Origin of the sequence: Arthrobacter sp. NPDC093139 (assembly GCF_044754165.1) — a bacterium.
Taxonomy (GTDB): domain Bacteria; phylum Actinomycetota; class Actinomycetes; order Actinomycetales; family Micrococcaceae; genus Arthrobacter.
Genome location: NZ_JBIVOO010000001.1, coordinates 477528 through 490547, shown reverse-complemented (window position 1 = coordinate 490547; position 13020 = coordinate 477528). Strand labels below are relative to the sequence as shown.

Here is a 13020-nt window from a genome sequence, read left to right as displayed (position 1 = left end):
GTAGTTCCGGTCACTGCCCCGGGCACCACTGACGCCACCGGGGACTCCGCACTAAACTGTGGCTGTTGACCCTTAACAGCCATGGTCCTTAGTAGTGAGGAGTTCCCGGTGGCGCATCCGTCTTCCAATTTCCGGGGCACCCGTGTGGGTGTCACCCAGGGAACGGGCTTGAAAAATCAGGGCGATGGTCCGCCCGGTGAGCAACTGCCGCGTATTTGTGTTTCTTACTGGTGCGTCCAGGGACACGAGACGCGGCCTGTTTTCGTTAAGCTGCCCGACGACCAGATCCCCGAAGCCTGGGACTGCCGCCGGTGCGGGAAGCCCGCCTCCCGGCATCCCGGCGCGGCCCAGGATCCGGTACCCTCCGATGATGCGGACGGCTACAAGAGCCATCTGGACTACGTTAAAGAAAGACGCTCCAGCCAGGACGCGGAAGACGTCCTGGCTGGAGCGCTGCGAAGGCTACGAGCCGGCAGGGGCCTTGCGGACTAGCTGTGACGGCACCCTGGAGGCCGCGTTCTCGTCAATCAGCCACAGAGTGCGGGAACGGCCGGCAGGGCCGGACGCCGGGACTTGGACAGGGTTGGCGCCCGCAAGGGCCAGACCCACTGCGCCTGCCTTGTCCTCGCCCGCCACCACCATCCACACTTCTGATGCTGTATTGATCGCAGGAAGCGTCAGGGAGATCCGTTCCGGAGGCGGCTTGGGGGAGTTGCGCACTCCCACAACCGTGAGCTGCTTCTCGCGGATGCCCGCCTGCTCGGGAAAGAGGGACGCGATGTGGGCATCGGGCCCCACACCCAGCAGGACGACGTCGAAGCGGGGAAGCCTTCCGGGGTTCTCGGACCTGTTATCCGACATGTCGGCGGCGTGTTCGGCGGCAGCCGCCTCGCCGAGGCGGCGGGCGTAGTCTTCGGCGGCCAGTTCCGGCGTGTCGAAGTCGTCCGTGGAGCCCGGCTCGTGGACACGCGACGGGTCAACGTCGATGTGCTGGAGCAGCGCTTGGTGGGCCTGGAGTGTGTTGCGGTCCGGATCCTTGGCGGCGACGAAGCGCTCGTCCCCCCACCAGAAATTCACTTTGGACCAGTCGACCGCAGGCGCTGCCGGTGAATCCGCCACCGCCTTAAGGGTTCCGATACCCACCGTGCCTCCGGTAAGCACCACCGTTGCTTCACCAAATTTGTCCTGGACATCAACGAGCTTGGTGATCAGGCGAGCCGCGATGGCGGCCATGAGGACGGAAGAGTCTGGATGGATGCTTACTCTAGGGTCAGCGCTCACTGGGACGGACACTCCTTAGATTGGTACGTGGCAGTCCAATAGTAATCACTTCACCGAAGACTTCGTCGGGGTCGAGGCGGCGGAGTTCTTCGGCGAGGCAGTCGCGGAGGCTGCGCCGGGGCAGGGAGATGCGTTGGACGGGCTGTCCGGGTTGGGTGAGTTCGGCGACGGAGAGTCCGGGGCGGAAGAGCTGGATGTCGCCGGTGGCTCGAGTGAGGCGGACGCGGCGGATGCCGGTGCCGGCGGGGTCCGCGACGATGGTGACGGGCGCGTCCAGGGACAGCGTGAGCCAGGCCGCGAGGAGGATCGTGGACGGGGAGTCCGAGGCGCCTTCGACCGCGACGGCGGTGACCGGGGAGGAGTCGACCTGGTCCAGCACGGCGGCGAGCTGGATGCGCCAGTTCGTCAGGCGGGTCCAGGCCAGGTCGGTGTCGCCGGCCTTGTAGGTGTTGCGGATGTTTTCCAGCGCGACCTGGGGTTCGGCCTCGTTCGCCGAATCGGTGATGCGCCGGTGCGCGATCTTGCCGATGGAGGTTTCGGAGGCGTTCTTCGGCGCGCCGTGCGGCCACCAGGCCACGATCGGGGCGTCGGGCAGCAGCAGCGCCGCGACCAGGGACTCGCTTTCCTCGGCGAGTTCCCCGAAGCCGCGCAGCACGATCACCTCCGAGGCCCCGGCGTCCCCGCCGACCCGGATCTGGGCGTCGAGCCGGTTCGGCGCGGCAGAGCCGGCGTCGGCGAGCACGATGATCCGGCAGGGGTGTTCCCGGCTGGCCTCGTTCGCGGCCTCGATCGCTTCCTCTTCCAGCCCGGACTTGGTGACGACCACGAGGGTGAGCACCCGGCCCAGCGCGATCACCCCGCCCTGCTCGCGCAGGGACATGATCTTCTTGGAAATCAGAGAGGTGGTGGTGTTCGGAAGATCTACAATCATGGCCTTCTCCAGGTGCGTCCGTCGCGGGCTAGCAGCTCATCAGCCGAGGCCGGACCCCAGCTGCCGGGGGCGTAAGGCTCGGGCTGTTCGCCCAGCTGCGCCCAGTACTCTTCGAAGGGATCCAGGATCTTCCAGGACAGCTCCACTTCCTCATGCCGCGGGAACAGCGGCGGCTCACCGAGGAGCACGTCCAGGATCAGCCGCTCGTACGCCTCCGGGCTGGACTCGGTGAACGAGTGCCCGTACCCGAAGTCCATCGTCACGTCCCGGACCTCCATCTGCGTGCCCGGGACCTTGGACCCGAACCGGATCGTCGCGCCCTCATCGGGCTGGACCCGGATCACCACCGCGTTCTGCCCGAAGTCATCATCACTGTGGTCACGGAACAACAGGTTCGGCGCCCGCTTGAAGACCACCGCGATCTCGGTGACACGACGGCCCAGCCGCTTGCCCGCGCGCAGGTAGAACGGCACGCCGGACCAGCGCCGGGTGTTGATGTCCACCCGGATCGCGGCGAACGTCTCGGTGGTGGAATCGGCGGGGATGCCTTCCTCCTCCAGGTAGCCCTGGACCTGCTCCCCGCCCTGCCAGCCGCCGGCGAACTGCCCGCGCGCCGAATGCGTGGACAGATCCTCCGGCAACCGCACCGCGGCGAGGACCTTTTCCTTCTCCGTGCGCAGATCATCGGCATTAAAGGAAATCGGCTCCTCCATCGCCGTCAAAGCCAGCAGCTGCAGCAGGTGGTTCTGGATCACATCCCGCGCCGCGCCCACCCCGTCGTAATACCCCGCCCGGCCGCCGGTACCGATGTCCTCGGCCATCGTGATCTGCACATGGTCCACATAATTGGCGTTCCACAACGGCTCGAACAACTGGTTCGCGAAGCGCAGCGCCAGAATGTTCTGCACCGTCTCCTTGCCCAGGTAATGATCGATCCGGAACACCGCATCCGGCGGGAACACCGACTCCACAATGTTGTTCAGCTGCCGGGCCGATTCCAGGTCATGCCCGAACGGCTTCTCGATCACCACCCGGCGCCACTTCTCACCCTCGGCCTGCGCCAGGCCATGCCTGGAAAGCTGCCGGCAGACCTGCTCGAACGCCTTGGGCGGAATCGAGAGGTAAAACGCGTGGTTGCCGCGCGTGCCGCGCTGCTCATCCAGCTCAGCGATCGTCTCACCAAGCCGCTCAAACGCCGCGTCGTCGTCGAACTCGCCCTGCACGAAACGTATGCCCTCAGACAACTGGTTCCACACCGCCTCATCAAACGGCGTCCGCGAATACGAGGTCACGGCATCCCTGACCTCCGCGGCGAACTCCGCGTTGTCCCACTCCCGCCGGCCAAAGCCCACCAAGGCAAAACTGGGCGGCAACAGGCCACGGTTAGCGAGGTCATACACGGCGGGCATGAGCTTCTTGCGCGCAAGGTCACCCGTGACCCCGAAAAGCACGAGCGAAGACGGTCCAGCAATCCGGTTCAACCGGCGATCCCGCGGATCCCGCAATGGGTTCCCGTTCCTGCCTGCTGACCTTCTGCCGTTCAAAGTATCTGGCATGGTTAATTAAGTGCCTTAGCTTTCAGTGGCGGACGCTGCCTGGCCGGCAAACGACGAAACAATCTCCTGGAGCTGGGCCACGCCCGCTGCGCGCTCCGTGAGGTGGAGGCGGAGGACCGGGCGGCCGTGTTCGCTCAGCACCTGGGCGTCGCCGGCGGCCTGTGCAGCGATCAGCTCCCCGAAGGTGAACGGGCGTTCCGGAATGGCGAGGTCATCGCTGGAAGCAGCCGTGACCTGCAGGAACACGCCGATTGCGGGGCCGCCCTTGTGGAACTGGCCGGTGGAGTGGAGGAAGCGGGGTCCCCAGCCGAAGGTGACCGGCCGGCGGCTCACCCGGGCGAGTTCGTCGCGAATTCCTTCAAGCTGCGAGTACGCCAGGCGGTCGAAGTAGGCCTGGACGCTGAGGTACCCGTGGGCATCCAGCTGCGAGAGCAGGGCCGAGACTGCCTCGGCTGCCGTACCGGCGTTCCCCAGCCACTCGCCGCCGCGGACCTCGATGGCACCGTCGGTGAAGGCTGCGGGCGTCGGCTCCGGCTGTGCGTCCAGCAGGCCGCGGGCAGCAACCTTGGCGGCTTCCACGTCGGGCTGGTCGAAGGGGTTAATGCCCAGAAGGCGCCCGGCCACGGCGGTGGCGAACTCCCACACCATCATCTGGGTGGCGAGCCCGCCGGCAATGGCAACTTCGTTTTCACCGAGTTCGACGTCGGCGTCCGGGCTCACGAGGCGGATCACCAGGACGTCTTCGGCGCCGAAGGTGACCTCCGGGGCATTCGGGCCTGCCACGACCGGAAGGACACCGGTGCCGAGCTTGCCCGTGGATTCGGCGATGAGCTGTTCAGCCCAGTCCGCGAAACCGACGATGCCGGAGCCGTCCTCGGCGATGACGATCTTGTCCCGCAGGGGGTTGGTGCCTCCAAGGGCCGTTCCCAATGCCAGGCCGATATTTTCCGGGGCATCCTCGTTGAGGATTTCCGCGGCTTCTTCTGCTTCCTCAAGGAAGGACCGGATGTCCACGCCCGCCAGGCCGGACGGAACCAGTCCGAAGGCGGTAAGAGCAGAGTAGCGGCCGCCCACGTTGGGGTCAGCGTTGAAGATGGCCCGGTATCCGGCCTCCCGGGAGGCCTTGTCCAGTGGGGAGCCCGGATCGGTGACGATAATAATCCGGCTCTTGGCATCGATGCCGGCTTCGGTGAAAGCGTGCTCGAAGATCCGCCGCTGCGAATCCGTTTCGAGGGTCGATCCCGACTTTGAGGAAACCACGATCGCGGTCTCGGAGAGCCGGTCCGCGAGGGCAGCTCCGACCTGATCAGGGTCGGTGCTGTCCAGCACGGTCAGTTCGACGCCGGCGGTGCCGGCGATGACCTCAGGAGCAAGGGAAGAGCCGCCCATGCCGCAGAGGACAATGCGAGTGACTCCTTCGGTCCTCAGGGCATCGCGAAGCTCCAGGATGCCGTCCACGAGGGGCTGCGAGACTGTGGCCGCCTCGACCCAGCCCAGGCGGATTGACGACTCTGATTCGGCGTCGGGACCCCACAGGGTGTGGTCCTTGGCGAAGATCCGGGTGGCAATACGGTCCTCCACCAGTGCGGGCAGGTGCTGCTCAAGGGCCTTCCGGGCGGCGCCGGTGGCGTCGTAGCTGAGTGTGCTCATCGTGGACTAGGAAGCCTTCCGTGCGTTGGCGAGGGCGCCCTCAACGTCGGCCAGCAGTTCCTTCCAGCTGGCAACGAACTTGTCGAGGCCTTCGGATTCCAGCAAGGCAACGACGTCGTTGTAGGAGACGCCGAGGGCCTCCAGGGCGTTGAGCGTGTTGTTTGCTTCTGCGTAGGTGCCGGTGACGGTGTCGCCTGTGATGACGCCGTGGTCGAAGGTGGCGTCCAGGGTCTTTTCCGGCATGGTGTTCACGACGCCGGGGGCGACGAGTTCGGTGACGTAGAGGGTGTCCGGGTAGGCCGGGTCCTTCACACCGGTGGAGGCCCACAGCGGGCGCTGCGGCAGGGCGCCGGCCTCGGCGAGTACGGCCCAGCGCTCGGTGGAGAACTGCTCCTCGTAAACCTGGTAGGCCAGGCGGGCGTTGGCCAGGCCGGCCTTGCCCTTGAGGGCCTTGGCTTCGTCGGTGCCGATGGCGTTGAGGCGCTTGTCGATTTCCGTGTCCACGCGGGAGACGAAGAACGAGGCGACCGAGTGGATCTTGGAGAGGTCGTGCCCGTTGTCCTTGGCCTGCTCAAGACCCAACTGGAAGGCGTTGATGACGGCGCGGTAGCGCTCCAGGGAGAAAATCAGGGTCACGTTGACGCTGATGCCCTCGGCCAGGGTGGCCGTGATGGCTTCCAGGCCCTCGAGGGTGGCGGGGATCTTGATGAGGACGTTGTCCTTGTTGACCTTTTTGCAGAGGTGCTTGGCCTCGGCGATCGTTCCGGCGGCGTCCCAGGCGAGACGGGGGTCAACTTCGATCGACACGCGGCCGTCAACACCGTTGGTTGCAGCGGCGACCGGTGCGAACAGGTCGCAGGCGTCGGCGACGTCCGTCGTCGTGATCTCGAAGATGGTGTCCTCGATGGACGCGCCCGCCGCGGCTTCCCTGGCGATGACGGCGTCGTAGTCGTGGCCGGTGGTGATGGCGGCGTGGAAGATCGAGGGGTTCGTGGTGACGCCCACGACGTTCTTCTCTTCGATCAGCTTCTGCAGGGTGCCGGTCTTGAGGCGGCCCCGGGAGAGGTCATCGAGCCAGATGGAAACACCGGCGTCGGAAAGCTGCTGGGTGGGAGTGGTGGTCATGATCTTTTCTCCTTGAAACTGTGGGGGTGTCAGGACTGTAGTCCGGCGAGGGAATCCTTGGCGGCAGCGGCGACAGCTTCTGCCGTGATGCCGAATTCCTGGAAGAGGCGCTTGTAGTCTGCCGAGGCGCCGTAGTGCTCGAGGCTGATGGAGCGTCCGGCGTCGCCGACGAATTCCTTCCAGCCCAGGGACAGGCCGGCTTCGACGGAAACGCGGGCCTTGACCGCTGCGGGCAGGACTGCCTCGCGGTAGGCGGCATCCTGCTTGTTGAACCACTCAACGCACGGCATGGACACCACGCGGGTGGCGATGCCCTCGGCCTGGAGCGCCTCGCGGGCCTGGACGGCGAGCTGGACCTCGGAACCGGTGCCGATCAGGATGACCTGGGCGTCCACGGTCTGACCGTCCCTGGACGCTTCGGCCAGGACATACCCGCCCTTGGCCACGCCGGCGGTGGAACCGAAGGTGTCACCCTGGGCTTCGCCCTCGCCCCGGGCGTAGGTGGGGATGTTCTGGCGGGTCAGGACGATGCCGGCCGGGTTCTCGTGGTTCGCCAGCATGGCCTTCCACGCTGCCGAGACTTCGTTGGCATCGCCGGGACGGACCACGTCCAGGCCCGGGATGGCCCGGAGGGAGGAAAGCTGCTCCACGGGCTGGTGGGTGGGGCCGTCCTCGCCCAGGCCGATCGAGTCGTGCGTCCAGACGTACAGGGACGGCACTCCCATGAGGGCGCCGAGGCGGATGGCCGGGCGCTGGTAGTCGCTGAAGATCAGGAACGTACCGGAGAATGCGCGGGTCTTGCCGTGCAGGGCGATGCCGTTCACGATCGAGGCCGCAGCGTGTTCGCGGATGCCGAAGTGCAGCACACGTCCGTAGGGGTTGCCGGACCAGGCATCGGTCTGCTTGGAGGCCGGAACGAACGACGGCGAGCCCTCGATCGTGGTGTTGTTCGACTCTGCGAGGTCGGCCGAGCCGCCCCACAGTTCCGGCATAACCGGGCCGATGGCGTTCAGCACCTTGCCCGAGGCGGCGCGGGTGGACACGTCCTTGCCGGCCGGGAAGACCGGCAGGGCTGCGTCCAGCTCGGACGGAAGCTTGCGGGCCTCGACCCGCTCCAGCAGGGCAGCGGCGTCCGGGTTGGCGGACTGCCATGCGGTGAAGGACTCTTCCCATTCCTTGCGGGCGTGGGCGCCGCGGTCCACGACGGCGCGGGCGTGGGCCAGCACGTCCTCGTCCACCTCGAAGGACTTCTCGGGGTCGAAGCCAAGAACTTCCTTCAGTGCTGCAACTTCTTCCGAGCCCAAGGCGGAGCCGTGGATCTTGCCGGTGTTCTGCTTCTTCGGGGCGGGGTAGCCGATGATGGTCCGCAGCGAAACGATGGAGGGCTTGGACGTCTCGGCCTTGGCGGCCCGCAGCGCCGAGTACAGCTCCTGGACGTCTTCCTTGTATTCGCCGGTCTTGGTCCAGTCCACGCGCTGGACGTGCCAGCCGTAGGCTTCGTAGCGCTTCAGGACATCCTCGGTGAAGGCGATGTCGGTGTCGTCTTCGATCGAGATGTGGTTCTCATCATAAATAACGACGAGGTTGCCGAGCTCCTGGTGGCCGGCGAGGGACGAGGCCTCGGAAGTGACCCCTTCCTGGAGGTCGCCGTCGGAAGCGATGACCCAGATGGTGTGGTCAAACGGGGAGGTGCCGGGGGCGGCGTCGGCGTCGAACAGGCCGCGCTGGCGGCGCTGGGAGTAGGCGAAGCCCACAGAGGACGCCAGGCCCTGGCCCAGGGGGCCGGTAGTGATTTCCACGCCCGCCGTGTGCTTGTACTCGGGGTGCCCCGGTGTCAGCGAGCCCCAGGTGCGAAGGGCCTGCAGGTCCTTCAGCTCCAGGCCATACCCGGAGAGGAACAGCTGGATGTACAGGGTCAGCGAGGTGTGACCGGGGGACAGGACGAAGCGGTCACGGCCGATCCAGTCGGGGTTCTGCGGGTCGTGGCGCATCATCTTCTGAAAGAGAAGGTATGCGGCCGGAGCCAGGCTCATTGCGGTGCCGGGGTGGCCGTTGCCCACCTTTTCGACGGCGTCGGCGGCCAGGACACGTACGGTGTCAACGGCGCGCTGGTCCAGATCGGTCCATGACAGTTCTTGCTCTTCCAAATGTGGCACGAATCCGGGCCCCTCTCTGTGCTGATGGCAGGCGGTAGGGACAGGTCGCAGGAGGGCACAGTCTGGTGCCCGCTGCGTTTTTGTCTACCAGCCGTTCACCATTGAAACGTTGATCTTCATTCAGTCGCTGGACGGAGTGGGAATGCGGATTTTCACCGCCTCCCACTGCGCGCTGATCTGCTGACAGCTTAGCTCTATTCCACAGTGCGGGCAGGGGAAATCTCAGTAGATGGACGCAATTTTTGTTTTGTGAACAGTCTTTTTTTGGCCGCTGCGTTAATGTGATCGAAGCAGGCTCGGAGAAATCATTTTCAGTGAATTGCCGCGTCGGGCGGGTGCCGCGGACGCATGCCGGACCGCGGTATGATATCGGGAGGCCACCGGCGTACAGGCAGGGACCGCGCAGCGGACTTTCCAGCCCGTCAACCGCCGTTGAGGGATCATTCCGGACCCAGGATTCGGGCAGATCAGTCAGACCACACAGCCAGACAGAACAGAGTGACTGCCAACGTGAGCACAACAGATACGCCGCTGACCTCAGCCAGGGTCCACGGAAGAGCCGGATTAGCACGCAAGGCCAAGGCGTACCTTGCTCTCACCAAACCGCGGGTCATTGAACTTCTGCTCGTGAGCACGCTGCCCACCATGATCTATGCCCAGCGCGGGTTTCCGTCCCTGGGCCTGATCCTTGCCACGCTTGTGGGCGGGGCCTTCGCGGCCGGCAGTGCGGGTGCCTTCAACTGCTACATCGACCGTGACATCGACAAGCTGATGCACCGTACGGAAAAGCGGCCGCTGGTTACCGGCGAAGTCACCCCCCGCGAAGCGCTGGTGTTCGCCTGGCTCCTGGGCGCCGCCGCCATCGCCATTCTCTGGTTCGGCGCCAACCCGCTGTCGGCCTGGCTGGGCCTCGGCGCCATCCTGTTCTATGTGGTGATTTACACCATGATCCTCAAGCGCCGCACGGCGCAGAACATCGTCTGGGGCGGCGCAGCCGGCTGCTTCCCGGTGTTGATCGCCTGGTCCGCTGTCACCAACACGGTCGAGTGGCCCGCCGTCGTGCTGTTCATGGTGATTTTCCTGTGGACGCCCCCGCATTACTGGCCGCTGTCCATGCGGTACGGCGAGGACTACCGGAACGCCAACGTGCCCATGCTGGGCGCCATCGCGGGCGCCAGGGTGGTGTCCGTGCAGGTGGTCCTTTATGCGTGGGCCATGGTTGCGTGTTCCCTGCTGATGGTTCCGACCGGCGGGGCTGGCTGGGTCTACACCGTCACGGCCGTCGTGGCCGGTGCATGGTTCCTGTACGAATCGCACGCGCTGTACAACCGGGCGCAGGGCGGGGACCTCTCGGACAAGGGCGCCATGAAGGTCTTCCACGGCTCCATCAGCTACCTGACGCTGTTGTTCATCGCCCTGGCCGTCGACCCGTTCGTGGGCTCGTCCATCATGGCCGGCTAGCCCCCAACCCATACGCTCCCTCACTTTTGGTGCCGATACAGCAAACGCTCCGTCACACCAGGTGAGGGAGCGTTCGCTTTTAAGCGTCAGGAGGTGAGGGAGCGTTGGATGGATGGGGGCTAGTGCGCCGGGCTGTAACGCGCGACGTCCCATGCATTCGTGGCGGCACTCATGAGCATTGCGGCGCCCAACATATGCGCGCCTACGAGGAGTGCGGGTATGCCGTTGTAGTACTGGGTGAAGCCGATGACGGCCTGCAGCAGGGTGACGCCCAGCAGCATCAGGACGGCTGAGCGGAATGGCCCCGCGATGCGGCGCTGGAAGACCATGTAGCAGGCGAACAGTGTCCCGGCGGTGATCAGGTAGGCGGGGACGGCATGGACGTGCGAAAACAGATCCCAGTCGAGGCCGTTGCGGGGCGCCTCGGCGTCTCCGGCGTGCGGGCCGGCCCCGGTGACCACTACGCCCAGCATGACGGCCACGGCGGAGAAAAGGGCGACGGCGGTCATCACCGGACGCGCGACGCCGGGCAACGCAGGCAACACGTGAGTCATGTAGCGGCCGGTTCGTCCGTAGGCGCGGTTGACGAGGAGCGTGGCAAAAACCACGAGCGCCATGGAGACGAGGAAGTGCAGTCCCACCACCCAGGGGTTCAGTTTGGTGAGGACCGTGATCCCGCCGATGACGGCCTGGGCCGGGATGCTGGCCAGGAGACCCAGGGCCAGGAGGAACAGGTCCTTCCGCTCCTTCCGCAGGTTCCAGAGGTAGACGAGCATCAGGGCCGCCACGGCGGCGAGGGCGAAGGTCAGCAGCCGGTTCCCGAACTCGATGAAGCCGTGGATGCCCATTTCCGGGGTGTTCACGAGGGAGGCTTCGGTGCAGCGGGGCCAGGTGGGGCATCCCAGGCCGGAGGCGGTGAGCCGGACGGCGCCACCGGTGACCACCAGGATCGTCTGGCCGATCAGGGAAAGCACCGCGAGCCGGCGGACGGCCGCATCAACTGTTACCGGCAGCCTGGACGTAATGCGGCTGACCATCTGGGGGAGGCGCGAAGCCGTGCTCACGGTTTTTCTCAATTCCACTTGAACCAACGGATGGCTGCCGCGCCGGCAAGAACCAGCCACAGCAGCAGGATAAGGACGGCGCCGCCATTAACTGCGCCGTGCAGGAACGCATCGCGCAGCCCTTCGCCGAGCGCCCCGGAGGGCAGCAGATGCACGACGTCCTGGGCCATACTCGGCAGCCGCTCTGCCGGGATCACGATGCCGCCGAGGGCTCCCAGGAGGATCCACAGCAGGTTGGTGATGGCGAGCGTGGCCTCGGGCCGCACCGTGCCGGCAACCAGCAGCCCCAGCGCCGTGAACGCCGCGGCGCCGAGCACCAGCAGGCTCAGGCCCGGTACCCAGCCGGATGCATCCGGCTGCCAGCCCAAGGAGAACGCAACGGCGGAGACTACGAGGATCTGCAATGCGAGCACGGCCAGGACGGCGAGGATCTTGCCGGCGATGAGCCCGGCGCGGCCCAGCGGAGTGGTGGACAGGAAGCGCAGCACACCGTAGCGGCGGTCAAAGCCCGTCGAAATGCCCTGCCCCGTGAACGCCGTCGACATCGCGCAGAGAGCGAGTATGCCCGGCACGGCCGCGTTGATCCTGCTGTCGCCCATGCCGTCCAGCAGCGGTGTGACGGTGAGGCCGACCAGGGCCAGTAGCGGCAGCACGACGGCCAGAATCAGCTGTTCCCCGTTTCGGAGCATGGTGACTGCTTCGTATTTGCCCTGCAGGATGATGCGGCGGAGGAGGGGAGCGGCGGGGCTGCCAAGCGTGGATGTCATCGGACGTCCCTTCCGGATATGTCGAGGAAAACGTCTTCGAGGCTGCGCGCCTCCATGCTCATCGATCCCGGCATCACTCCGTGTTGCGCCCACCAGGCGGTGAGGGCGGCAAGATCGTCGGGGGTGAGTGCTCCGGTGGCTGAGTAGCTGCCCGCCCGCGTTTCCCGGATTTCTACCTCTGCAGGCAGCACGCCGGCGAAGTCAAGGCCGGGCAAAGCCTCGAAGTGCAGGGTGCGGACGTGTCCCTTGTGGGTCATCTCGGGCGTCTGGTGCTGCAGCAGCTGGGCGACGGTGCCCTCAGCCACGTTCCTGCCGGCGTCGATGATGTAGACGTAGTCGGCCAGCCGCTGGGCGTCGTCCATCAGGTGCGTGGTCAGGATGATTCCCATCCCGCTGTCGCGGAGCTCAGAGATCAGCCCGAACACGAGTTTGCGTGACTGGGGATCCAGTCCCGCGCTGGGCTCGTCCAGGAACAGCACTTCCGGGTTGCCGATCAGGGCGGCCGCAAGGGCAAGCCGCTGCTTCTGGCCCCCGGAGAGGCGCCGCACGCTGGTCCGGCTGAACGTGTCAATGCCAAGCCGCTCCACGAGTTCGTTCAACGGCTTGGGGTTTCGGTACATCCCGGCGATGTGGCGGAGGAGGGGGAGGGGACGGGCCGACGGCGGGAGGCCGCCTTCCTGAAGCATGACACCTACGCGGGACCGCAGGTCAGCTCCGGCGTTGCCGGGATCCTGGCCGAGCAGGGAAATCGTTCCGCCGGAGCGCTTCTGCAGTCCCTGGGCGCATTCAATCGTGGTGGTCTTGCCGGCGCCGTTGGCACCGAGCAGCGCGGTGACCTCGCCGCGTCCTGCGACCAGTGAGACGTCGCTCACCACCCTCAGCATCCTGCCATCGAGGGTGGGCAGCGGACCTACGTCCTTAATGAGCCCGTTGATGGCAAGAACGGGGGATTTGGGGGATCGCACCCAAGCATTCTACGTGAAGTAGTACTGTCTTTTCCGTGCCTTACGTCGCCGCACGTCACCCCCG

Annotated in this window: 11 protein-coding genes; 2 read left to right on the top strand and 9 right to left on the bottom strand. The window is 65.9% G+C overall.

Annotated features, from left to right (window positions below; all coding sequences use genetic code 11):
* Positions 1-81: 81 nt before the first annotated feature.
* A complete protein-coding gene (locus tag ACIP90_RS02455) occupies positions 82-492 on the top strand; it encodes an RNA polymerase-binding protein RbpA (RefSeq protein ID WP_400576513.1) in 411 nt (136 codons plus the stop codon).
* Here ACIP90_RS02455 and pgl read toward each other — a convergent pair.
* From pgl to tkt, 6 genes are read right to left on the bottom strand one after another with little or no spacing between them, the layout of a single operon-like run.
* Positions 463-1281, bottom strand: coding sequence for a 6-phosphogluconolactonase (gene pgl / locus ACIP90_RS02450; protein ID WP_400576510.1), 819 nt, complete (start codon positions 1279-1281; stop codon positions 463-465). The genes ACIP90_RS02455 and pgl overlap by 30 nt on opposite strands.
* Positions 1271-2212, bottom strand: a complete 942-nt coding sequence (locus ACIP90_RS02445) for a glucose-6-phosphate dehydrogenase assembly protein OpcA (RefSeq protein WP_400576508.1) — start codon at positions 2210-2212, stop codon at positions 1271-1273. Before ACIP90_RS02445 ends, pgl begins: the two co-directional genes overlap by 11 nt.
* A complete protein-coding gene (gene zwf, locus ACIP90_RS02440) occupies positions 2209-3768 on the bottom strand; it encodes a glucose-6-phosphate dehydrogenase (protein ID WP_400576505.1) in 1560 nt (519 codons plus the stop codon). The genes ACIP90_RS02445 and zwf overlap by 4 nt, the downstream gene beginning before the upstream one ends.
* A gap of 15 nt (positions 3769-3783) precedes the next feature.
* Entirely contained in the window at positions 3784-5418 is a 1635-nt protein-coding gene (locus ACIP90_RS02435) for a glucose-6-phosphate isomerase (RefSeq protein WP_400576502.1), read from the bottom strand.
* Positions 5419-5424: 6 nt separating this feature from the next.
* Positions 5425-6543 (bottom strand): transaldolase, encoded by a 1119-nt coding sequence (tal, locus tag ACIP90_RS02430; RefSeq protein WP_400576500.1) that lies wholly within the window; start codon positions 6541-6543, stop codon positions 5425-5427.
* A gap of 29 nt (positions 6544-6572) precedes the next feature.
* Positions 6573-8690 carry a transketolase gene (gene tkt / locus ACIP90_RS02425; protein ID WP_400576778.1) on the bottom strand — a complete coding sequence of 706 codons (2118 nt, stop codon included), beginning with the start codon at positions 8688-8690 and terminating at the stop codon, positions 6573-6575.
* Positions 8691-9197: 507 nt separating this feature from the next.
* Here tkt and ACIP90_RS02420 point away from each other — a divergent pair.
* A complete protein-coding gene (locus tag ACIP90_RS02420) occupies positions 9198-10160 on the top strand; it encodes a heme o synthase (RefSeq protein WP_400576497.1) in 963 nt (320 codons plus the stop codon).
* A 119-nt stretch (positions 10161-10279) separates the two neighbouring features.
* Here the strand turns inward: ACIP90_RS02420 and ACIP90_RS02415 are convergent, their stop codons facing one another.
* The 3 genes from ACIP90_RS02415 to ACIP90_RS02405 are packed head-to-tail and all read right to left on the bottom strand — an operon-like array spanning position 10280 to position 12956.
* Complete coding sequence (locus ACIP90_RS02415; protein WP_400576494.1) at positions 10280-11224, bottom strand: heme A synthase; 945 nt, start codon at positions 11222-11224, stop codon at positions 10280-10282.
* Positions 11225-11232: 8 nt separating this feature from the next.
* Entirely contained in the window at positions 11233-11991 is a 759-nt protein-coding gene (locus ACIP90_RS02410) for an ABC transporter permease (RefSeq protein ID WP_400576491.1), read from the bottom strand.
* Positions 11988-12956: an ABC transporter ATP-binding protein gene (locus ACIP90_RS02405; protein WP_400576490.1), complete on the bottom strand. Its 969-nt coding sequence runs from the start codon at positions 12954-12956 to the stop codon at positions 11988-11990. Before ACIP90_RS02405 ends, ACIP90_RS02410 begins: the two co-directional genes overlap by 4 nt.
* Between the last annotated feature and the right edge of the window lie 64 nt (positions 12957-13020).

Coding starts and splice junctions, on each gene's coding strand:
- ACIP90_RS02455 (WP_400576513.1), top strand. CDS start 82: ATGGTCCTTAGTAGTGAGGAGTTCCCGGTGGCGCATCCGTCTTCCAAT.
- ACIP90_RS02445 (WP_400576508.1), bottom strand. CDS start 2,212: ATGATTGTAGATCTTCCGAACACCACCACCTCTCTGATTTCCAAGAAG.
- zwf (WP_400576505.1), bottom strand. CDS start 3,768: ATGCCAGATACTTTGAACGGCAGAAGGTCAGCAGGCAGGAACGGGAAC.
- ACIP90_RS02435 (WP_400576502.1), bottom strand. CDS start 5,418: ATGAGCACACTCAGCTACGACGCCACCGGCGCCGCCCGGAAGGCCCTT.
- tal (WP_400576500.1), bottom strand. CDS start 6,543: ATGACCACCACTCCCACCCAGCAGCTTTCCGACGCCGGTGTTTCCATC.
- ACIP90_RS02410 (WP_400576491.1), bottom strand. CDS start 11,991: ATGACATCCACGCTTGGCAGCCCCGCCGCTCCCCTCCTCCGCCGCATC.